The organism is Streptomyces sp. NPDC030995 (genome assembly GCF_055571215.1).
On record NZ_JBVIFS010000047.1, the window covers coordinates 21,624 to 41,872 of the forward strand.

A 20,249-nucleotide genomic window follows, 5' to 3' on the forward strand; every position below is an offset into this window, starting at 1 on the left:
CGAGGGGTGTCGAGGAAGTGGCGCAGTGGGTGGTTCAGGGCTTGGCAGTGGGCGGTTCAGGGCTCGGCGTGGATCAGGGCCGAGCGCTCGGGCAATCAGGGGGCGGCTTGGGCGCCGTACGCGTCCAAGGCGGCTTCCAGGTCGATGTCCGCGCCCGGAAGCCATGCCGGCAGGAACGGGATGCGGGCCATGGCCTCCATCAGTGAGGTGACCGTCCGGCCCTCCACCGTCGGCCCGTGGGCGGACAGCAGCCGGGCCGGGGAGAGGGAGGACACCGCCTGGACGGTGCGGAGGAACTTCTCCGCGTCGACGAGGGCCGTCCACGGGGCGATCGCCCGGTTCAGGACGTCGAAGCCCTCGAAGAATTCCTTTTCGTCGGCATCACCGAAGTGCTGCACGGTTTCAGGTAAGACGGTGCCGAAGCTGTCCGAGCTGAAGAGGGTGCCGGCCTCGTGGTCGAAAATCGCGAGCGTGCCCGGCGAGTCGAACGTCGGCGGCCGGTGGAAGCTGACAGTCCGGTCACCGATCGACATCCGGCTCCCGGGGTTCACCGTCACCACCCGCTCGCGCGGGATGTCGAATTCCTCGGACAGCCGGGTGAGCGATATCCCGTTGGTGACGACCTTCGCGCCGGGAGCACGGGCGAGCAAGCGCACCAGGCTTCCGGTGTGGTCCCGGTCGTCATGGGTGATGGCGATCCATATCAGATCCACGGGGTCCACCAGGGACCACAGGGCTTCTTCGAACGCGTCCCGGTCCACGGGCATGCCCGTGTCCACCAGCATCGGCTGCTCACCGCGCAGCAGGTAGGCGTTGACCGGCTGCCGGCCCAAGCCGGGTATCGGCAGTTCAGAGGACAGGGCGTGCAGTTCGGACCCTACGGCGTAGGTCTCCACGAGGAACAGCCTTCTCTCTCAGGGTCATACGAGCGCGAGCTCAGACGAGTTGGATGGCCAGCGATCCGGCGAGCAGCAGGCCGAGTCCCGTCAGACGCGGCACGCTCAGCACGCGGGTCGGCAGCCGGAACATGCCCCGGTGGTCGATCAGGGCGGAGGTCAGCTGCTGGCCGGTCACAGTCAGCCCGACGGTCACCGCAGCGCCGATCTCGGGGATCAAGAGGAACGTGCCGGTGACATAGCCAGCGGCGCAGGCTCCGCCGAGCCAGCCCCACCAGGGCATCGCCTTCAGCGGGGCCAGCTGCGGCTCGGGGGTCCTGCCCGTCAGGCGCAGCACCAGCAGGACGACGGCGATGGTGAGCGTGGCCACCGTGAAACTGAAGGCCGCCACCGTGATCGGGGCGCCCAGACCGTGCCGGAGCTCGGCGTTGACCGCGCCCTGAACCGGGAGCACACCGCCGGCGATGATGCCGAGGGCGACCCATCCGATCCGGCCCGGGCCCGACATCGCCGGGGCTCCGGGCGGGGCGGTCGCCTGCTGTCCCCGGATGATCACGATGATGCCGGCGAGGACCGCGAAGGCGCCGACCGCGATGCCCGGGCTCAGGCCCTTCTTCTCCAGCCCGAAGAGGCCTCCCAGGTCGAGGACCAGCGAGGAGAACATCTGCCCCGTGACGAACAGCCCGACCGAGGCCAGGGCTCCCAGCCGGGGGAAGAGCAGGATGCCACTGGTGATGTAGAGGGGGCTGGCCAGGCCGCCCAGCAGGTGCCACCACTCGACGTCGGGGATCTTCCCGAGCGCGCCGAGTGAGCCGGTCACCGCCGCCAGGACCACCAGGAGTCCGGTGGCCACGCCCAGTTGGACCGTGGAGGCGCCGTAAGGGGTTCCCACGGCCTTGTTCAGTTGCAGGTTGACCGACGCCTGGACGGCCAGAAGGCAGCCGACCAGCAGGGCTGCCGCGAGCAGCGCAGCGTTCATCTTGTTCCCCCACACATCAAACGGACGGTCGTCTCACTTAACATAGACCTCAGCATGTCAAACGGACAAGCCGTCCACTTAGAGTTTCGGGAAGTAGGGTGGCCCGCATGAGCAACGGCGACGAGCGTCCCGCCCCGCCCCCGGCCCTCCGCGGTGATCTCCAAGCGGTGCCCCAAGGCGCCACCGCACCCCGGCAGCGCGCCGACGCGGTGCGCAATCGCGCGCTGATCCTCTCCGCCGCCGAACTGCTCTTCACCACGCACGATCCGAGCACCGTGACGATGGAGCAGATCGCGAAGGCCGCGGGCGTCGGCCGCGCAACCCTCTACCGCTCGTTCCCCGACCCGCCCTCCGTCGCCACCGCCCTCCTGGACGAGCACGAACGCCGGCTACAGGGGCAGATGATCTACGGCCCGCCGCCGCTGGGGCCGGAGGCACCCCCCGCCGAACGCCTGGCCGCGTTCTACATCGCCTACCTGGACCTGCTCCAGCGGCATCTGCCCCTCGCGTTGGGCGCGGAGACCGGGCCCGCCCGCTACGCCACCGGCGCCTACGCCTTCTGGCGCCTCCATGTACGCACCCTGCTCGTTGCCGGCGGCGCCCCGGACCCCGACGCACTCGCCGACATCGCCCTCGGGCCCCTGGCCCCGCAGCTCTACCACCATCAGCGCAACAACCTGGGCATCCCCCACGAGCGCATCGCCCAGGCCCTCTGCGCGTTCGCCCGGCGCCTCCTGGACCCCGGCCGCCCCTGAACCGGGACGGCCTCAGCGTCCCCCAACCGGCCATCGAGGTACGAAAGACAGCCCCGCTGATCTGCGCAAACAGATCAACGGGGCTTCTTCTAGTCTGTATTCGAGCGGCGGGAAACGGACGAGAACGGCGTTCGTGAGCCGTGCCGATTCTTTAGTCGGGCAGTCCTCGAACGAACCCGGCGACCAGCGTCGCCACCTCTTCCGGAGCCTCCAGGTGCATGGGGTGGGTGGCGTCGATCCGGCTGACGCTGATCGTCGGCCGGGTGCGGGAGAGCGCGGCCAGCTCGTCGGAGACCCCTTGTGCGAACCGGGTGCTGAAGTCGGCGAACCACTCCATGCCGGGCGCAGGCGGTAGCCGTCGGCCCGCCTGTACCAGCAGCAGCGGGCAGTCGACCCCGTCCAGCCATGTGGCGACTCCGGGCGCGCCGAGCCTGTGGAGTTCGTCGAGGATCTCCAGCGCCTCCGCCCGTTCCGGCAGCATCTGCCACTTGCCGTCGGGCAACGGGCGTGCGGCCGCGCGGGCAGCGGCCTCCGCGCGGTCGGCGGGAATCCCGAGCCGGGCGGAGTTGACGACCTGCTCCTCGACGTACTCGGGCGGCACGATGATCCCGGCCGACGCCAGCAGCCCCTCGCTCACCCGGTCAGCGCCGGGATACTCGCGTCCCCACCAGAAGCCGTCGAGATTCACGGCGGCACGGGCACGGTCCGGGGTCGCCCGGGCGTACTCGACCGCGACCAGTCCGCCGAGGGAATGGCCCACCACAACGGCCTCCGGCACGCCGTGCGCGTCGAGCGTTTCCGCGATGTGCCGCACCACGGTGGGGATGGTCCAGCCGGAGATACCGGGAGAACGGCCGTGCCCGGGAAGGTCGACGGCGAGTACACGGTGCCCGGCGGCGAGCAGGGCGGCCGCGGCGTCCCAGTCGGTCAGCGACCGTGCGTAACCATGCAGTAGAACAAGTTGAGGGCCATCGCCCCCATAGTCATGGGCATGTAAGAGTGTCATTGGGTACCACTGTAGGGGCCCACAGCACTTCGTGGCCTGAGATTGATCCTCAACCTCGTGCTTGCGCTTGTGCTTCGATCAGGAACCGGTGGTCGTGCACTGTGAATCCGCCTGTGATTCTGATGTGCTCGTCGAGTCGGCGTAGCGCGGGTTCATACCGGGAGGGCTCGAATCCGGGGAACTGCCAAGGGATGGCGCGCAGTTGAAAGATCACCGCCCCGATGTCGCGGAAGGTGTAGGAGCTCATCTCCTCCTGCGCCGTCGTCACGTCAAGGCCCGCGCATTCCAGTGCTTGTACGGCGACACCCAGGGTCCAGCTGTCCGGGTTGACTGGTGAGGGGATGCCGAGGGCTTCATTCAGTTCCAGGTGGTTGCGGCTGCCCACCTGCTGGGTGAGGAGCCGGCCGCCCGGCGCGAGTGCAGTGCGGATGCTTGCCGCATCGAGCACTCCGTGCCGGTTGAGGATCAGGTCGAAGGATCCGGTGGGCAGGTTCGAGCCCGATGCCTGGTGGACCTCTACCCCCAGTGGGGAGAGGCGTTGCCGGGCCAGGCGGAGGTTGGGCAACCAGTTCTCGGTGGCCACGCTCTGCGGTGGCAGCGGGGTGAGCGAGGCGAGAAGTTCACCGCCACCGGTGTCGATGTCCAGGAGGCTTCGCGCGCGCGGGAGCAGGGCGCGGGCGTGCCGTTCGTAGTCCCAGGAGGGACCCTCTCCGTCCGCCCGGCCCTTCAGCCAACTGAAGTCCCAGCCCGACATGGTGGCTTGTCGGGCTTCCGCGACGTGCTTCTCATAGTCGTTGGCGGTCGTCATGGGGAGCACGCTAGCCCCACGCCTGCCGAGGAGGCGTACGGATTTTGTTCGACGGGATGCCTTCGCGGATGCGTCGTGCTTCACCATCGACTCAGGGGCCTACGCCTGGATCGGCGACCGTTATCGCACGGGAAGCTGCGCCGCGACGATGACGTTCCCGTACAGGTCTGCGAAGTGCAGAGAACGGCTTTCAGCCTCCTCCGGCTCGCCCCCGCCCCACACCCGGACGCCGTGATCGCGCCATGAATGAAACCTCCGAGGGCGGGACGCTACACAGGAACTTCAGATATAGTTACACGTGTAACATCGCAGCCGTACGTAGCCCAGAGGCTCCGGATGGCCGCGCGAGGGGACCGCCCACGGCCGTGGTCCTGGTCGCCTGTGCGCTCGGCGCGCAGCTCTGCTTTGCGGCCCTGCGCCGTTCCAGAAAATCCGGAGCGTAGATGTCCAATTCACCTGAGCCGATGTCGCTGCCCTTCTCCTGGGCCGACCAGGAACGACACCTCGTCAGTCACCTTTCGGCGCTGATCCGCCTGGACACCTCGAACCCTCCGGGCAATGAGATCGCCGTCGCACGCCATCTCTCCCGCGAGCTGTCCCGCTCCGGTATCGCACACAAGGTTCTGGAGTCCGAGCCCGGACGGGCCAACCTCGTCGCCCGGCTGCCCGGGACGGGACAGGAGCCGCCGCTCATGCTGCTGGGCCACGCCGACGTGGTCGGCGCGGGGCCCGGCGGATGGAGCCGTCCCCCTTTCTCGGGCGAGGTGGCCGACGGCCGTGTGTGGGGCCGCGGGACACTCGACATGAAGGGCCAAGTCGCCGCGAGCCTGCTGATCATGCAACTCCTCGCCGCGCACCGGATCTCGCTGCGGCGGGACGTGCTGCTGGTGGTCACCGCCGACGAGGAAGCCGGCAGCCGGTTGGGGGCGTACTGGCTGTGGGAGAACCACCGCAGCCTCGTCGAGGCCGAGTTCGCGTTCAACGAAGGCGGCGGCCAGCGCTTCATGACTCCCGGCGGCCCCGTCTACACCGCCCAGGTGGCCGAGAAGGGCAGTGCCCGGATGCGGGTCACCGCTCGCGGGCCGGGCGGTCATGCCTCAGTCCCGCGCTCCGAGTCGGCGGTCTTCACGCTGGCCGAGGCCCTGCTGAGGCTGCGTGCGTTCGCTCCGGAGTCGGTGCTGCATCCGACCTCGCGGCGCATGCTCCACACCTTGGCGGACCTGCACCCGGGCCCGGGCGCGGAGGCGATCGAGCAGCTGCTGAAGGACCCGACCTGGGCCCGTGCGAAGAGCCTGCCCATCGATCCCGTCCTGCGGGAGTTCGTCGTCGCAGGGCTGCACAACACCGCCACTCCCACCGTGCTGTCCGCGGGGCAGCGCCAGAACGTGGTACCCGTCGAAGCCGACGTGGTGCTGGACGGACGTCTCCTTCCCGGCGAGCTGCCCGACCGGTGGGTGGCCGAGGTGCAGAGGGCGGTCGGAGACCATGTCGAGGTATCGCTGCTGCACGGCCGAGTGAGCCGCGGCGGCCAGGACGCCCCGGAACTGCTGCGGGTTCTGGGCGATACCGTCGCAGCCCACGAACCGGGTGCGCGCGTGCTGCCGTACATAAACCCGGCCGCCACGGACGCCCGCGCCCTCCCCGACACGAAGGTCGTCGGATTCTTTCCCTCCGCAAGTGACGCGGACGTCATGCGACTCATCCACGCACCTGACGAGCATGCCCGGATCACCGACCTGATGTTCGGCGGGAAATGCCTGCTCGACGCCGTCCTCAGACTCTCCACGTGAAAGGAGCCACCCCATGGGTGTTGTCATCGAGACCCTGACCGGCAAGGTCGAAGGCACGGCCGAAGGCGGGCTGTCGGTCTTCAAGGGCATTCCCTACGCCCTCCCCCCGGAAGGGCCCCTCAGGTTCCAGGCGCCGGCTCCGGTCCCCGCCTGGAACGGTGTCCGTCCGGCCACGTCCTTCAGCGCCGCACCGCCACAGTTGCCGCTGGTCCCCGGAATGCCCACGGCCTGGCGGCCGGAGGACGGCCTGGACTGCCTCAGCATGAACGTCTGGACCCCAGGAAGCGCCGGCGACCGGCTGCCGGTCATGGTGTGGATCTATGGCGGGGGGTGGAAGACGGGCTATTCCGCTGATCCGGGCTACGACGGCGAGGTACTCGCCCGGGGCGGCGTGGTCATGGTGACGTTCAACTACCGCGTCGGATTCGAGGGATTCGGCTATGTGCCGGGCGCACCCGCCAACCGGGGCTTCCTCGACCAGGCCGCCGCACTCACATGGGTACGAGAGAACATCGCGGCCTTCGGCGGTGACCCGGACAACGTGACGATCTTCGGCGAGTCCGGCGGAGGCGCGTCCGTCGCCGCCTTGCTGTCCGCGCCGGCCGCGCGCGGGCTGTTCCGTCGGGCCATCGTCCAGAGCATGGCCGGGCGGTTCCTGCCCGAGGAGGAAGCCCGGCGGATCGCCGCGATGATCGGTGAAGCCGTCGGCGTGGGCCTCGACGGTCTGGCTTCCGTGTCCCCTGAAGCTCTACTGGCGGTACAGGACGACCCTCTGCCCGCGATGAGAGCGGATCCGGCGAAGTGGACGACTCCCGAGGCCATCACCGCGTTCTCGCCCGTCATCGACGGCATCACTGTGGTCGACAAGCCATGGCTCGCCCTCCGTTCAGGGTGCGCACGTGACATCGACTTGATCTCCGGCTACACGCATGACGAGTTCACTCTGTTCGCCATGGAACGCGGTCTCGTCAAGGTCAAACTCGGCGCGATGGTCAAGGCCATGCCCATGATGTTCGCGGCGGCACGCGCGGGATTCCGCGATCGGGCATCGCGAAAGCCGGCGCAGCCCTCGGCGAAGATTCGCGACCTCGACCTCGAGGCCGTTACTGATGGATTGGGGCTCGGCCGTCAGGCCGCAGCCGACTACCGCGCCGCCCACCCGGACCTGACCGATTCCCAGCTGTACGTCACCATGTTCTCGGACGCGCTGTTCCGGATGCCCGCGACGTGGCTGGCCGAGGCACACGCCGCGTCGGGCGGACGAGCGTGGCTCTATGACTTCACGTGGAACAGTCCGGCCTTCGGCGGGGCCCTCGGCGCCTGTCACACCGTGGACATCCCGGCGACCTTCGGCCACGCGCGAGGGCCGATGGCCGACTTTCTGTTCGGCGGGAAGGCCCCGTCCCAGGACTTCACGCGCCTGTCCGAACAGCTCCGTGCCTCCTGGATTGCCTTCGCCGTCTCGGGGGATCCCGGCTGGGCACCCTTCACAACGGAACAGCCGGCGACTCGCCTCTGGGACACCGAACCGTCAGTCGTCGAGGACCCGCTCTCGGCATCCCGCCGAATCTGGCACAAGGAGTCGGGGCTCTGACGATGCGGGGACGGATCGCCCTGCTCATCGGCCTGCGCCCCTGACTCCAACCATCGGATGAGGGCGGAGCGCATGCGCGCTCCGCCCTCATCACGGTTTACGGTGCCTGGCCTCGGCGCCCCGTCAGACGTGCTGAAGGACGGTGGAAGTGAATTCGGCGGTGGAGGCGCAGCCGCCGAGGTCGCGCGTGCGCACCGGGGTGGTGGCCAGGACGCGGGCGATGGCGTCGGTGATGTCGGCCGCGGCCCCGGGGTGGCCGAGGTGGTCGAGCATCATGGCGGCGGACCAGATCGCGCCGATCGGATTGGCGATGCCCTGCCCGGCGATGTCGGGGGCCGATCCGTGGACCGGCTCGAACATGGACGGGTGCTCGCCCGTCGGGTTGAGGTTGGCGGACGGAGCGATGCCGATGCCGCCGGCCACGGCCGCCGCCAGGTCGCTGAGTATGTCCCCGAAGAGGTTGGACGCGACGACGACGTCGAAGCGTGCGGGGTCGAGGACGAACTTGGCGCACAGCGCGTCGATGTGTTCCTGGTTCCAGTCGACCGTGGGGTGCTCGGCGGAACGCTCGGCCACCAGCTCGTCCCAGAACGGCATGGTGTGCACGATGCCGTTGGACTTGGTCGCCGACGTGAGGGGGCCGCCGCGCCGTTCGGCGAGGCGGAAGGCGAAGTCGAGGACCCGGGTCACTCCCGTCCGCGTGAACACGGCTTGCTGTACTGCCAGTTCATCGGGACACCCGCGGTTCATCCGGCCTCCGATCTCGCTGTACTCGCCTTCGGTGTTCTCTCGGACGACCACGAAGTCCACGTTGCCGGGCGTGGCCGCGCGTACGGGGCTGGGCAGCCCGTCGAACACGCGGATCGGGCGGAGGTTGACGTACTGGGCGAAGGCCCGGCGGATCGGGATGAGCAGCCCCCACAGGGAGACGTGGTCCGGCACGCCCGGGTAGCCGACGGCGCCGAGCAGGATCGCGTCGTGACGGCGGAGCTGCTCCAGGCCGTCCTCGGGCATCATCGATCCGTGACGTAGGTAGCGCTCGCAGGACCAGTCGAACTGCTCGTAGGTGAACGTGATGCCGTGGCGCTTCCCGACGGTGTCGAGGACCTCGCGTGCCGCCGGGAGGACTTCGGTGCCGATGCCGTCACCGGGTATGAGGGCGATGCTGTGGTTCGTCATGGCTCGAATTCCAGCAACCGGGCGCCGTCCGGGTCCAACACGTATCCCCGATGTGCCTCATAGGCTGGTCCTATGAGCCGGTGGGACGGCGATCTCCAGGAAGGCACGGGCAGCAGGCGTCAGCTCTGCCTTACGGCTCACCAGGACGTTGTGCTGGACACAGGCCGGTTCCAGGTCGAGGACGAGGGCTCCGGCCCGCTCGGAGAGGTCGGCCCAGGATTCCGTCACGACCGCCAGTCCGACACCCCCGAGCACCAGGGGCAGGAAGGCCATGCGGTGTTCGCTCTCCACCGCGATGCGGACGTCGATGCCCCGGGTTTTCAGGTCGTCGACGTAAGCGCGGATCCCGGTCCCCCGCTGTCCGACGATCAGCCGATGTCCTTCGAGCTGCTCCGCTCGCACGGCCCGCCCGGGCGGGAAGGGCCCGTCCATCGGGGTGACCAGGACGAGCCTGTCATCTCCAACAGGGTGCGGGACGACGTCCCGACCCGGCAGCGGCGACGAGGTGGTCAGCAGTCCGAGTTCGCAGCTTCCCGTACGCACCGTCTCGACCACGTCCTCGCGGGTGAGGGCTACGCGCAGGCTGAGCGACACCGCGGGGAAGCGTTCGGTGAAGCGCTGGACCATGGTGCTGAGGGGTTCGATCGTGGGTGAGGCCATCGCGGCGATCTCCAGGCGCCCACCGCGCAGTTCACGGACGGCGTCGACGCTGGCCCTGGCCAGCTCCAGCGCGTGCAGGGCTTCCCGCGCCCGTGGAACCAGTGCGGTACCGGCCTCGGTCAGGACCACCCTCCTGCCTATCCGATGGAACAGGCCGCCACCCACGTCGCGTTCCAGGGCCTGGATGGCCTGTGACAGGGACGGCTGCGACACGTAGAGTGCCGCGGCCGCGCGGGTGAAGCCGCCGTGGTCCACGATGGCGAGGAAGTACGTCAGCTGCCGGAAGTCCACGGTTCAGCGTAGGCCGTCCGCGACGAACCGCACGGTCCCGTCACCGCCCCGCCGGAGCAGGCCGGCCGTGGGGGCGGGGAAGTGCGTGCCGATCACGAGCGTTCCCGTGTCGGCGTACCGCTCGACGAATGCCCGCCGGGTGGCGGCGGCCTGCGCCGCGTCGGTGTCGGCGAGGCCGGCTACATCGGGTTCGATGAACTGCACCGGGTGGTGCACGAGGTCACCGGTGATCACCGCACGTTCCGCGCCGGATTCGACCACGACCGCGACCTGGCCCGGGGTGTGCCCGGGAGCGGCTTCCAGGCGCACACCGTCGCACACCCGGTGATCGGTTCCGACGAAGTCGACGAGACCCTCATCGATCAACGGCTGCATCGTGTCGTCGAGGTTCGCATCCGCTTCGTCCGCCCAGTGGTCCCATTCCACACGTGTGACCAGGTGACGGGCACGTGGAAAGGTCGGCACCCACTTCCCTTGCTCCAGGCGCGTGTTCCACCCGATGTGGTCGAAGTGCAGGTGGGTACACACCACGGTGTCGATCGACTCCGGAGGGTAACCGAGGGCGGCGAGGTCTTCGAGCCACGGCGAGTCCAGCATGCGCAGGAACGGCACCGATGCCCGCGCGTTGCCGACGCATGTGTCCACGAGGATCCTGCGCATGCCGGTGTCCACCACCAGCCCGTGGACCGAGAGCACGAAGGTGCCGTCCACCCTGCTGAAGTCACGGGCGGGCCACGGGTACCTCTGTAGGAGTGCGGTGTCGTCCGTCCGCAGGGCCGCCGTGGGAAGAACCGGCACCTCCGCCTCCAGGACCTTGTGAATCGTGGTTGTACCGATACGCCACGTCGCCATTCGATCCTCCGTCTCAACGGTGGATCGAATAATATTGACGCTCGCCACAATTTCGCAATAACTTGGAGTGGCCAAGATCCTCGATCCCGGTCTGGAAGGACGCACTGGATGGGTTTCACTCAGGACCGCACCGCGCCCGTCGTGAACACTCGCTCGGGCCCGATCCGCGGCGTCTTCGAAGATGACCTTGCCGTGTTCAGGGGCGTGCCGTACGCGGCGCCGCCCGTCGGGCCCCTCCGGTGGCGCCCCGCGCAGCCGCACCGGGGATGGAGCCTCACCCTCGACGCGACGACGCACGGACCCAGTTCCCCGCAGGCCGTCCGCGAGGGCGACCCGATACTCGGCGGCCACGGCTTCCCGCCCTTCGACGAGGACTGTCTGACGCTCAACGTGTGGACGCCCGGCATCGACGACGCACACCGTCCCGTCCTGGTCTGGATCCACGGCGGCGCCTTCATCTCCGGGTCCGGGGCGATGCCGAACTACTCCGGTGAGACCTTCGCGCGGCACGGCGACCTGGTGGTGGTGAACCTCAACTACCGGCTCGGACCGCTCGGCCTGCTGTCCTTCGCATCGAACGACGGCGCCGAGTGCGCCAACCTCTGGCTCACGGACCAACTCGCCGCGCTGCGTTGGGTCCAGGACAACATCGGCGCCTTCGGCGGGGATCCCGGCAACGTCACCGTCGCCGGCCAGTCCGCCGGCGCCCTCTCCACCGCGGCACTCGCCGCCCACGGAGGTGACGGCCGCCTCTTCCGCCGAGCCATCCTCCAGAGCGTCCCGCTCGCCATGCCCCTCGCGACGCCTGCCGAGTCCCTGGCCCGCACCGCCGCCTATCTGGAGATCGTCGGCGCGAAGGACGAGGACGAACTGCGTACGGTGCCGTGGCCGCGACTGGTCGAGGCCACCGTCGGACTCCTCACGGCCACCATGGAATGGGGACACTGGACCGCGCCGTTCATGCCGGTGCTCGACAGCGGGACGGCGGCGCGGCAACCCGCCCTGAACCTGCTCGACGGTCCGGGCGCGGACATCGACGTCCTCATCGGCTGGACCAGGGAAGAGTCCGCTTTCACCTTCGCGCTGGGCGAGGCGTACGCGTCGACGACCAAGGAACAGGTGCTCCGCCGGGCACGGGACAGCTTCGGTGACGGCGCGGCCGAAGCATACGCGGCGTACGAGGCTGCCCGCCCCGGCGCACGGCCGATCGACGTTCTCATCGACCTGAGCACCGACGAGCTGTTCAGGAAGCCCACCCTGGCGTTCGCGGAAGCGCGGGCGGTACGGGGTCGCCCGGTCTGGGCGTACGAGTTCGACTTCCCCACTCCCGCGCACGACGGCCGCCTGGGCGCCCCGCACTGCCTGGACCTGCCGTTCGTCTTCGACAATTTCGACAAGTGGTCGCACGCGCCGTTCCTGGCGGGCATGGACACCGAGATCAGGGACGGCCTCGCCAGGACCATGCACCAGGCATGGATCTCGTTCATACGCACCGGCGACCCCAACCACCCGGCCATGCCGCGCTGGGACCGGTACGACCAGGAATCCCGCACCACCATGCGCTTCGCAGGAAGCTAGACGAGGAGCCCGCCGATGGGTTGCTCCGTCCAGATGGTCTTCCCGGTACTGGTGAACCGGCAGCCCCAACGGTCGGTGAGCTGGGCGACGAGGAACAGGCCACGCCCGCCCTCGTCCGTCTCACGTGCACGACGCAGGCGCGGCTGGGTGCTGCTGAGGTCGGACACCTCGCAGACGAGCACCCGGTCACGGATCAGCCGGAGGCCGACCGGTCCCCCTGCGTAGCGGATCGCGTTCGTGACGAGCTCGCTGGCGACGAGCTCCGTCACGAAGCTCAGTTCGTCCAACTGCCAGCTGGACAGCTGGCTCACCACCAGCTCGCGGGCGTGCGCGACGAGGGACAGGTCGGCTTCGAGTTCCCACTCGGCGACCTGATCGGACGAGAGGGCGTGGGTGCGGGCGAGCAGCAGGGCGACGTCGTCGGAGGGCTCGTGGGGCAGCACGCTGTCGAAGACGCTCTGGCTGATCTCGCCCAGGGTCCGGTTCGCGTTCGCGCCGACGAGCGCGCTCCTCAGTCTTTCCATCCCTTCCTCGATGTCGCCGCCGCGGCTCTCGACGAGTCCGTCCGTGAAGAACGCGAGCAAACTGCCGGGCTGTACACCGAACTCCGTTACCTCGAAAGGCATTCCGCCGACTCCCAGGGGCGGTCCGGGCATCATGCCGACGAAGACCGGCTCCTCACCAGGCGACAGCACCGCCGGCGGCGGATGTCCCGCTGTGGCAGCGGCGCACCTTCTTGTCACCGGGTCGTAGACGGCGTACAGGCAGGTCGCTCCGAGCACCGCCGTCTCGGAGCGGGAATCGCCGGTCATCTCCTCTCCGGAGAGACCGAGCACCAGGTCGTCCAGGTGCGTGAGGAGCTCACCCGGATCCAGATCGAGGTCGGCGAGGGTCTGCACCGCGGTCCGCAGTCGCGCCATGGCCGCGGTGGCATCGAGGCCATGGCCGACGACATCCCCGACGACGAAGGCGACGCGCAACGACGCCAGGGGGATCACGTCGAACCAGTCCCCGCCGACTCCCAGGCCGCCGCTCGCCGGCTGGTAGACGCCCACCGCCTCCGCGGCGGCGCAGTCCAGGGCCGAGCGCGGCAGCAGGCTCCGCTGCAGGGCCACCGCAGACCGGTGCTCCTTGGCGTAGCGGCGTGCGTTGTCCACGCCGAGTGCGGCCCTGGAGACGACGTCCTGCAGCAGGGCTGCGTCCTCCTCGCCGAAGGCGGAAGGCAGCTGACTGCGCCAGACCGTGACGCAGCCGAGGATCAGACCTCGCGCGAAGAGCGGCACCGCTACGGAGGAGTGAGCCCCGCGCGGGACGAACAACGGCAGGCTCTCCGGATCCACGCCGAGCTTCGCGTGCAGGATGGCAACGTCCGGCACCAGCACGGGCAGCCCCTTCATGAGGGGACGCATCAACGTACTGTCCTTTACGGGAGGAAGCGCCTCTCCCACCGCCAGGAGGTCCTCGGCGGAAATCTCCGGGCTCTGCGCGGCAGCGGTCCGACGCAGGCGGACGTCGCCGCTGGTGTCAAGGTGCGGCGGCTCGTCGCCCGCCAGCACTTGCTCGGCGATGTCCACGGTCGCCAGGTCGGCGAAATCAGGGACGAGCAGATCCACGAGGGTCTCGGCCATCTCGGTCACGTCCAGGGAGGCGCCGATGCCCGCGGCGGCGGCGTGCGACAGCCCCGTGCGGCGTCGCGACGCATCTCGCTCGGCTGCCTCCACCGCGGTTTCCGCTGGGACGACCAGGACAAGCCACTGCGCGTCAGCGCCGGAATCGCCTGGACTGTGGCTGTGAGCCGTCAGCCGGACAACCGTGCAGACCAGAGAGACGTTTTGACCCGCATGATCGCCACCCGGAACGGCCACCAGGCGCCCGGCCGGTCCCGCATCCGTTCCGGCTCGCGGCAGCAGCCCCAGAAGGGGCGCACAGGTCTGCCCCGGCGAGCATTCCAGCAGCGTCGCGGCCCACTCCGATCGGGCGACGACCACACCTGCGCCGTCCAGTACGACCGCAGCCGTTTCGCTGACGGGCACCGAGGCCGGCCTCGGGCCACGATGCTCCGGTTCACGCATGTCGCCTCCACACGCCGTGACCTTCAGTATCTTCCCCGAGGCGAGACCCGGCGACCCGCAGCACGCGCCTTCGCCTGGCGGCCCTCCTACTGCGGGCCGGTCATCGCGCCCTCCTCGGCGCTCCGTGGCCGTTGCCTGTGGCCGGACCGGGCCGCCCAGCGGCCGTCATGGCGGGTGACCTCGATCGGACGGCCGAAGCATGTGGTGAGCAAGTCGCCGGTCAGGACGTCAGCGACCGGGCCCGACGTATGGACGCGGCCCTCGCGCAGCAGCAGCGCGTGGCTCGTACTCGGGGCCAGTTCCTCCACGTGGTGGGTGACCGTGACGGTCGCCAGATCCGGGCGACCGACGGCGAGTCGGTGCAGGGCGTCGATCAGGTCCTCGCGCGAGGGCAGGTCGAGCGCGTTGAACGGCTCGTCGAGGAGCAGCAATGACGGGTCGGCGATGAGCGCGCGAGCGATGAGGATGCGGGCCCGCTGGCCGCCGGAGCACACGCCGTACGGCCTGTCGGCCAGATCCTTGCAGTTCATCTCGGCGAGCAGGTCGTGGGCGCGCTCGCGGGTCCCGGCGTCGTACTTGCGCCACAGCGGCTGAACGGTCCCGGTCGCACCGGTCAGGACGATCGTGTGCGCGGTCTCGTTCTCGGGAACACGCTGCGCGCTGGAGACCAGGCCGATACGCGCCCGCAGTTCGCGCAGGTCCACGCGACCGAGCCGGTGGCCGAGGATCTCGACGGTGCCGTCCGTGGGGTGCATCAGCGCACCGATGAGGCGCAGCACGGTCGTCTTGCCCGCGCCGTTCGCGCCGAGCAACGCCCAGTGCTCACCGGAGCGTACGGTCCAGTCGATCCGGTCGAGGATCACCAGCCCGGAGGTGAAACGGCGCACGCTCGCTGCGTTGAGCGCGGCGACGGTCCGAGGCTGCGCGGGCGTGTCCATGGTCGCTCCTGCCTGGCGCTGATGCGCGCAACGATAGCTGCAGGGGCCACTCTTATGTGCGCGTATGCGGCAGGTCGGCACGCAGAACCCAGCAACTGGAGGGGTTACGGCCAGGACTTTGCGCCAGGCAAGGTTCGTCGGCGATGCCACCCGCCGCTCGGCCACCGCGACTGTCTGCAGCAGAATCCGTCGGCTCTTGATCGATTGGCCAGGGTATGACCGCCGGAGGACTCTCGACAGTAGGGAAGAAGGTGGTCTACGTGGATCGGATGGCGTCGTGTTGTGCACGGCATGGGGTGCCGTGATTGTGGTCGCGCTTTCCGGCGTCATAGGCCCGCAGGCATACGCGACCGCGACGACCGCGAGAAACGCAGTGCGGGGGTTCTCCAGGAGCTGGTGCCTTCCGCCGATGGTCCAGGCTGCGCGGCCGCGGTGGGCAAACGCGGTGATGTCATCTGGGAGGCGGGCAGAGGGAAAGCCGACCTGGCGACCGGGCGTGCCATTACCTCGAAGACGGTCTTCGACATGGCATCCAATTCCAAGCAATTCACTGCGGATGCGGTTCTTTTGCTGGCCGGGCGGCATCAACTCACACTGAACGACCCCCTGTCCGATTACCTCGACAACCCGCCCGCCTGGACGCAGCATGTCACGCTGGGCGACCTGATGCGTCACACCAGCGGCATTCCCGACTACCAGGATCTGCTGGAGGACAAGGGCATCGAGGTGACGGATCCGGTCGGCCAGCAGGAAGCGATCGCGGCCATCCTCGCCTCACAGCCGGAGGATCCGCCAGGTAAGCGTTTCTCCTACTCCAACTCCAACTACATCCTCCTGGCCCACGTTGCCGAAAGGGTCACCGGCACGCCGTTCCCGACGTTCCTCCAGCAGGAATTCTTCACCCCGCTGCACCTGCGCATGACCTTGTCCCCGGCGGTGGACGTTCCCGGCAAGGCGAAGTCGTACGACGAGAAGGACGGCTCCTTCACTCCCAATTCCTCCCCCTGGAAACAGTACGGAGACGGGTCCGTCCAGACCACCCCTGGGGAATTCGTCCGCTGGGCCGACAACTACCGCACCGGCCGCATCGGTGGAACGGAACTGCTGACCGGAGTCACGGAGGGAGCCGTGAGTGTGGGCGACGTCCTGCGCCAGCGCGGCATCGAAGAAGGACGGTACGGGGCCGGGATCCTCCTTCTCCCCGACAAGAGCCTGGTGCACCGCGGCGACTGGGAGCAGTTCCACAGCACCTTCAAGGTGAGCCCGGACCGGAACACTGCAGTCACCGTGGTGTGCAACGTGGATTCACCCGATAATTTCCGTGCGGCGAACCAACTGCTGGACATCTGGACCAAATGACGGGGCGGCCGACGACCCCCTGCGGGCCGCCGACTGACACGACAGCCGCGGGCGTTGGCGTAATCGGCGTGGACGTGACGTCGCGTGCAGTGCGCGCGGTGTGGGACGAGTGGCGCTCGAAGTCATTCCTCAACTCCCGTTGATCAGACGTGGGGTTAGCAGTTGATGACGGACGTGTCGCGGACTTACCGTCCCGACGCGTGTTGGTGCACTTCTTCTCTGCCGAGGGCTGGCAGTCCTGGGGGCTCGATGGCGAGCCGTTGATCCCCGAACGGATGTCGGTACTGTTCGACGACGACTTCCTGTTCGAGGACGAGGGCGGCCCCAGGGCGACGCGGGCGGTGAATGCCTGGCTTCGTACGCTGCCGTCGAGCGCGGCGCCGTCGCCGAATTCGTGGCGGGCGTACGCGCTGGCGGCCCGGGACTGGTTGATGCACTTGCGTAGGCACCGTGTCGCGGTGTTCGGTATGGGGCCGGTGACGCGGACCGAGGCCGCCGCTCACCTGGGCATCACGCCGGATGAGTTCACCAGGAGGCACCGGGGCATCGAGAGGGTGAGGGCTGGGCTGTTCCCGTCCCACAGGGATGCGATTCCCTACATGCTGCTGCTGGCGGCCTGGACCGGCATCGTGCCGGACGGGCTGACCGGCCTGGAGGGCCGTCAGCTCAGTACGGCCGCTGCGGTCCCGGATCAAAGGCAGGGGACGATGCCAAGGGCGTCGTCCCCCTGCCCCGCCGCTGATGTCACACCAGTGTGATCAGCAGGGCGGAGACCAGCAGCGCGGTCTGGTGAAGGGCCTGGTGTGTTGACTGCACCGACGACGATCAGTTCGACTCGGCCCTGCCCGGCCGGAGTCCGGCGGCAGATCGGTCGGTGGGGCCTTCGAGGAAGTGACGGAGGTCGGGGCAAAAGATGCCATCTGCTCAACTTGATCACAGCCCGCTGACGGGTCCCGCGGTGCCACCGCGTATGCACCCATTGGGGTCGGCACCACTGGTCCGATCCACTGACGCCTCCGCGAGGCGTCCCACCACCTGTGATCCCGATCCCCACGATGGCCGAGGTGGTCCGGAAGGGGACCCACCGCCATCGTGCGATCCGGTTTCGAGAAAGAGCGGCGTTACATGAGCACCGAGCACAAGACCAGTACAACCCTTGGACCACTGCCCAGACGCAGCAGCTGGCTGACTGGCGGCACCCTCGCATCGCTTGCCCTGGTACTCACGGGAATCGCCGGCCCCGCCCTCGCCACCGCCCAAACCATCCAGACCACCAAGGCAGTCCGCACAGCGGGCCCCACAGGAGGAGGCGACGAATGCCGGCCGGATCACCACCGGCCCGATGACTACTGGCCCCGGACAGTGGCCGGTGAGGACGACGACCACGACGACGAGTGCCAGCCGGGACAGCCGGGCGCCACCGGTCCGACGGGCGCCACCGGCCCCCAGGGTGAGCCCGGTGCAACGGGCCCGACAGGTCCAGCCGGCGCCACTGGCACCCAAGGTGAGCCCGGTACCCCGGGCGCCACCGGAGCCACGGGCGCCACCGGCGCCGGCGGCGGAGCCACCGGTCCGACGGGCCCGAGCGGTCCAGCCGGCGCCACCGGCACCCAAGGTGAGCCCGGTACCCCGGGCGCCACCGGAGCCACGGGCGCGACCGGCGCGACGGGCGCGACCGGCGCGACGGGCGCGACCGGCGCGACGGGCGCGACCGGCGCGACGGGCGCGACGGGCGCGACGGGCGGCAGCGGCCCTATCAGCACACACGAGGTAACCGGCACCGCCACGACGACACCGCCGGACAGTTTCGGGGCGGCTCGTGTCGTGTGTCCGGCCGGCGAGGTCGCGATTAGCGGCGGTTTCGTCACGGGGGCGCACGTCATTCCCATTGACTCTCGCCGGGGCACCACCTTCGCGCCCGGCGACACCTGGCTAATGGACTACTTCAACGACAGCACTACCGTCAGGGGAGGCGCCGCCCGCGCGATTTGCTCACCCGACGCGACAGCAAGCTAGCCTCCGCCCCCGGTCCGAGCCCCGCCGCGCCAAGCGGACACTGAGCACCGCTGAGGAGCCGGGGGCCCTCGCCGCGCGCCGCGCCCCCTGCCCGAGCCGCCCACGTGGCTGATCGAGCGGGGGGTCGGAGCGGGCCGGCTGACGCTCCGCCTGCACGCCGGGGACTGCTGGGACGCTGGTCGAACAGCAGATTCGGGGACGCCGGGCCAGCTCGACAACCTCAGCGCCCATGCTGCCAAACCCAGGACCGCGGAGCAGCCCGAGCCGCTCACGGTCCCGCATCGCGAACTTGGCCACCGCCACCTTGCTGCTGCGCCCCAGGGCCTGGCTCAGCAGCTCGTACGGCTTGGCGCCGAGCCCTCGGCGGCCAGGTAGTAGGAGGGCCCGATCTGGATCGGGCCGATGGACGAGGCCGGGAAGAACGCCACGATCTCGATCGCCTTCGCCGTGGCAGCGGCAACGCGTCCAAGTCCTCATCACTGACCGGGACGATCGTGCCGACCGCGGTCTCATAGCCCCCGGGTGATCTCACTCTGGTCCAGCTCACGGCCGTCCAGCCTAGGTCAGCCCAGAACCGCCGTGTCATTGGTACAGAGAAGGTCAGTGAGATACATGCCGTTCATCCCGGCCGCCTTCAGCTCGGCAAACCCCTTGGAGCCGACGTGCTCCAAGAGCCAGCGGACCGGCCACCGCCGATCGAAGGAGGCGTGGGTCACGGCCGACACGGCGAGGCCCGCCACCAGGCCGGACCAGGACATCTGCAGCGGCAGAACGACCCAGACCAGCGTCAGCATCACGGCCATCACCAGGTGTTACTGGGCGACGTGTCGCAGGCACGCACCCAACCCCGCCGCGGGCTGACACCGTCGGCGATCTCCGCCGCCGACGGCGCCGCCTTCCCCGCGGCCTGGTGGTCGGTCTGCCCAATGACGTGGTCCGCAAGGTTGTGGCCGACAGTGAGCACGGCCCACACCGAGCCGAACGTTGCCAGGGTGGCGATCTGATCGATGGAGGTCATCAGCCGCCACCCACAAGAGCGAATCGCGAGGCGCGACCGCGACGCCGCACGACCGCGACACCGGCACCCTGCGACGGGAGACCGCCTAACCCGGTCGCGAGCCACGGGACCGAGACACTCGACATGGTGGACACGATCTTTGCCGCGTTAGCCCAGTGAGCCACGAACAACATTCCTGCCGTGACGTCCTCGAAAGCCGGCGCCACCGCGGGAGCGCCCAAGCCCGTGATCCTCGGGCTCGACCTGGCCCGGAGCCCCTTCTCCTGGCTCCGGTCAACCGATGTCGTCACCGGCGTCGGTCGCTGCCAGGACCGCGGCGAGGATCCGTTCCCAGGTGCCGCCCACGGCCCACCTGACCAACCGCTACTGAAATTGAATGAGTGGTGTCGGGCGCTGGTCAGGGTCAGCTGTCCATGATCAGTCCGGCTTGGGTGAGGCATCCGTCGATCAGGTGCGGT

The 20,249-nt window shown here is 69.1% G+C and carries 18 protein-coding genes and 1 pseudogene; 7 read left to right on the plus strand and 12 right to left on the minus strand.

The features are described 5' to 3' along the window. Positions 1–95 precede the first annotated feature (95 nt). Both ACZ45T_RS36355 and ACZ45T_RS36360 read right to left on the minus strand, forming a co-directional pair. Positions 96–896: an oxygen-binding di-iron domain-containing protein gene (locus ACZ45T_RS36355; protein WP_468448424.1), complete on the minus strand. Its 801-nt coding sequence runs from the start codon at positions 894–896 to the stop codon at positions 96–98. Positions 897–936: 40 nt separating this feature from the next. Further along, positions 937–1,875 carry a DMT family transporter gene (locus ACZ45T_RS36360; RefSeq protein WP_468448425.1) on the minus strand — a complete coding sequence of 313 codons (939 nt, stop codon included), beginning with the start codon at positions 1,873–1,875 and terminating at the stop codon, positions 937–939. A 107-nt stretch (positions 1,876–1,982) separates the two neighbouring features. Here ACZ45T_RS36360 and ACZ45T_RS36365 point away from each other — a divergent pair, with 107 nt between their 5' ends. Continuing rightward, the gene (locus tag ACZ45T_RS36365; RefSeq protein ID WP_468448426.1) at positions 1,983–2,630 is read left to right on the plus strand and encodes a TetR/AcrR family transcriptional regulator; all 648 of its coding nucleotides are present in this window, start codon (positions 1,983–1,985) and stop codon (positions 2,628–2,630) included. A gap of 151 nt (positions 2,631–2,781) precedes the next feature. On the opposite strand, the gene ACZ45T_RS36370 is transcribed toward ACZ45T_RS36365, so the two are convergent. Then, positions 2,782–3,636, minus strand: a complete 855-nt coding sequence (locus ACZ45T_RS36370) for an alpha/beta fold hydrolase (protein ID WP_468448427.1) — start codon at positions 3,634–3,636, stop codon at positions 2,782–2,784. A gap of 49 nt (positions 3,637–3,685) precedes the next feature. After that, complete coding sequence (locus ACZ45T_RS36375) at positions 3,686–4,444, minus strand: class I SAM-dependent methyltransferase (RefSeq protein ID WP_468448428.1); 759 nt, start codon at positions 4,442–4,444, stop codon at positions 3,686–3,688. A 443-nt stretch (positions 4,445–4,887) separates the two neighbouring features. Between ACZ45T_RS36375 and ACZ45T_RS36380 the strand changes: the two genes are divergently transcribed. Together ACZ45T_RS36380 and ACZ45T_RS36385 are read left to right on the plus strand one after the other, a co-directional pair. Then, on the plus strand, positions 4,888–6,234 hold the full coding sequence (locus ACZ45T_RS36380; RefSeq protein WP_468448429.1) for a M20/M25/M40 family metallo-hydrolase: 1,347 nt from the start codon (positions 4,888–4,890) through the stop codon (positions 6,232–6,234). A 13-nt stretch (positions 6,235–6,247) separates the two neighbouring features. Continuing rightward, a complete protein-coding gene (locus ACZ45T_RS36385) occupies positions 6,248–7,828 on the plus strand; it encodes a carboxylesterase/lipase family protein (RefSeq protein WP_468448430.1) in 1,581 nt (526 codons plus the stop codon). A gap of 123 nt (positions 7,829–7,951) precedes the next feature. On the opposite strand, the gene ACZ45T_RS36390 is transcribed toward ACZ45T_RS36385, so the two are convergent. Genes ACZ45T_RS36390 through ACZ45T_RS36400 form a run of 3 tightly spaced genes read right to left on the minus strand, consistent with a single transcriptional unit; the run spans position 7,952 to position 10,810 of the window. Continuing rightward, entirely contained in the window at positions 7,952–9,007 is a 1,056-nt protein-coding gene (locus tag ACZ45T_RS36390; RefSeq protein ID WP_468448431.1) for a tartrate dehydrogenase, read from the minus strand. A gap of 57 nt (positions 9,008–9,064) precedes the next feature. Then, a complete protein-coding gene (locus ACZ45T_RS36395) occupies positions 9,065–9,958 on the minus strand; it encodes a LysR family transcriptional regulator (protein ID WP_468448432.1) in 894 nt (297 codons plus the stop codon). 3 nt (positions 9,959–9,961) lie between these two features. Further along, on the minus strand, positions 9,962–10,810 hold the full coding sequence (locus ACZ45T_RS36400) for an MBL fold metallo-hydrolase (RefSeq protein WP_468448433.1): 849 nt from the start codon (positions 10,808–10,810) through the stop codon (positions 9,962–9,964). Positions 10,811–10,918: 108 nt separating this feature from the next. On the opposite strand from ACZ45T_RS36400, the gene ACZ45T_RS36405 reads away from it, so the two are divergent. Next, positions 10,919–12,388, plus strand: a complete 1,470-nt coding sequence (locus tag ACZ45T_RS36405; RefSeq protein ID WP_468448434.1) for a carboxylesterase/lipase family protein — start codon at positions 10,919–10,921, stop codon at positions 12,386–12,388. Here ACZ45T_RS36405 and ACZ45T_RS36410 read toward each other — a convergent pair. Continuing rightward, positions 12,385–14,109 carry an ATP-binding SpoIIE family protein phosphatase gene (locus tag ACZ45T_RS36410; protein WP_468448435.1) on the minus strand — a complete coding sequence of 575 codons (1,725 nt, stop codon included), beginning with the start codon at positions 14,107–14,109 and terminating at the stop codon, positions 12,385–12,387. The genes ACZ45T_RS36405 and ACZ45T_RS36410 overlap by 4 nt on opposite strands. A 437-nt stretch (positions 14,110–14,546) precedes the next feature. Continuing rightward, the gene (locus ACZ45T_RS36415; protein ID WP_468448436.1) at positions 14,547–15,398 is read right to left on the minus strand and encodes an ABC transporter ATP-binding protein; all 852 of its coding nucleotides are present in this window, start codon (positions 15,396–15,398) and stop codon (positions 14,547–14,549) included. Positions 15,399–15,794: 396 nt separating this feature from the next. Between ACZ45T_RS36415 and ACZ45T_RS36420 the strand changes: the two genes are divergently transcribed. The 3 genes from ACZ45T_RS36420 to ACZ45T_RS36430 all read left to right on the plus strand — a co-directional run bounded on the left by ACZ45T_RS36420 (position 15,795) and on the right by ACZ45T_RS36430 (position 18,773). Continuing rightward, entirely contained in the window at positions 15,795–16,757 is a 963-nt protein-coding gene (locus tag ACZ45T_RS36420) for a serine hydrolase domain-containing protein (protein ID WP_468448437.1), read from the plus strand. Between the two features lie 200 nt (positions 16,758–16,957). After that, a complete protein-coding gene (locus ACZ45T_RS36425) occupies positions 16,958–17,515 on the plus strand; it encodes a hypothetical protein (RefSeq protein WP_468448438.1) in 558 nt (185 codons plus the stop codon). Between the two features lie 367 nt (positions 17,516–17,882). After that, complete coding sequence (locus tag ACZ45T_RS36430) at positions 17,883–18,773, plus strand: hypothetical protein (RefSeq protein WP_468448439.1); 891 nt, start codon at positions 17,883–17,885, stop codon at positions 18,771–18,773. Between the two features lie 249 nt (positions 18,774–19,022). Here the strand turns inward: ACZ45T_RS36430 and ACZ45T_RS36435 are convergent. The 3 genes and pseudogenes from ACZ45T_RS36435 to ACZ45T_RS36445 form a co-directional block, all read right to left on the minus strand. Beyond that, positions 19,023–19,330: pseudogene (locus ACZ45T_RS36435) on the minus strand (Ku protein); the annotation flags it as partial. Positions 19,331–19,336: 6 nt separating this feature from the next. Continuing rightward, positions 19,337–19,576, minus strand: coding sequence for a hypothetical protein (locus ACZ45T_RS36440; protein ID WP_468448440.1), 240 nt, complete (start codon positions 19,574–19,576; stop codon positions 19,337–19,339). After that, entirely contained in the window at positions 19,576–19,791 is a 216-nt protein-coding gene (locus ACZ45T_RS36445; RefSeq protein ID WP_468448441.1) for a hypothetical protein, read from the minus strand. Before ACZ45T_RS36445 ends, ACZ45T_RS36440 begins: the two co-directional genes overlap by 1 nt. Positions 19,792–20,249: the final 458 nt, after the last annotated feature.

Excerpts from the sequence above, each read along its gene's own strand:
- ACZ45T_RS36440 (WP_468448440.1), bottom strand. The coding sequence starts at position 19,576 with ATGGCCGTGATGCTGACGCTGGTCTGGGTCGTTCTGCCGCTGCAGATG.
- ACZ45T_RS36380 (WP_468448429.1), top strand. The coding sequence starts at position 4,888 with ATGTCCAATTCACCTGAGCCGATGTCGCTGCCCTTCTCCTGGGCCGAC.
- ACZ45T_RS36360 (WP_468448425.1), bottom strand. The coding sequence starts at position 1,875 with ATGAACGCTGCGCTGCTCGCGGCAGCCCTGCTGGTCGGCTGCCTTCTG.
- ACZ45T_RS36390 (WP_468448431.1), bottom strand. The coding sequence starts at position 9,007 with ATGACGAACCACAGCATCGCCCTCATACCCGGTGACGGCATCGGCACC.
- ACZ45T_RS36430 (WP_468448439.1), top strand. The coding sequence starts at position 17,883 with ATGAGCACCGAGCACAAGACCAGTACAACCCTTGGACCACTGCCCAGA.
- ACZ45T_RS36385 (WP_468448430.1), top strand. The coding sequence starts at position 6,248 with ATGGGTGTTGTCATCGAGACCCTGACCGGCAAGGTCGAAGGCACGGCC.
- ACZ45T_RS36370 (WP_468448427.1), bottom strand. The coding sequence starts at position 3,636 with ATGACACTCTTACATGCCCATGACTATGGGGGCGATGGCCCTCAACTT.
- ACZ45T_RS36445 (WP_468448441.1), bottom strand. The coding sequence starts at position 19,791 with ATGACCTCCATCGATCAGATCGCCACCCTGGCAACGTTCGGCTCGGTG.
- ACZ45T_RS36415 (WP_468448436.1), bottom strand. The coding sequence starts at position 15,398 with ATGGACACGCCCGCGCAGCCTCGGACCGTCGCCGCGCTCAACGCAGCG.
- ACZ45T_RS36375 (WP_468448428.1), bottom strand. The coding sequence starts at position 4,444 with ATGACGACCGCCAACGACTATGAGAAGCACGTCGCGGAAGCCCGACAA.
- ACZ45T_RS36400 (WP_468448433.1), bottom strand. The coding sequence starts at position 10,810 with ATGGCGACGTGGCGTATCGGTACAACCACGATTCACAAGGTCCTGGAG.
- ACZ45T_RS36405 (WP_468448434.1), top strand. The coding sequence starts at position 10,919 with ATGGGTTTCACTCAGGACCGCACCGCGCCCGTCGTGAACACTCGCTCG.
- ACZ45T_RS36365 (WP_468448426.1), top strand. The coding sequence starts at position 1,983 with ATGAGCAACGGCGACGAGCGTCCCGCCCCGCCCCCGGCCCTCCGCGGT.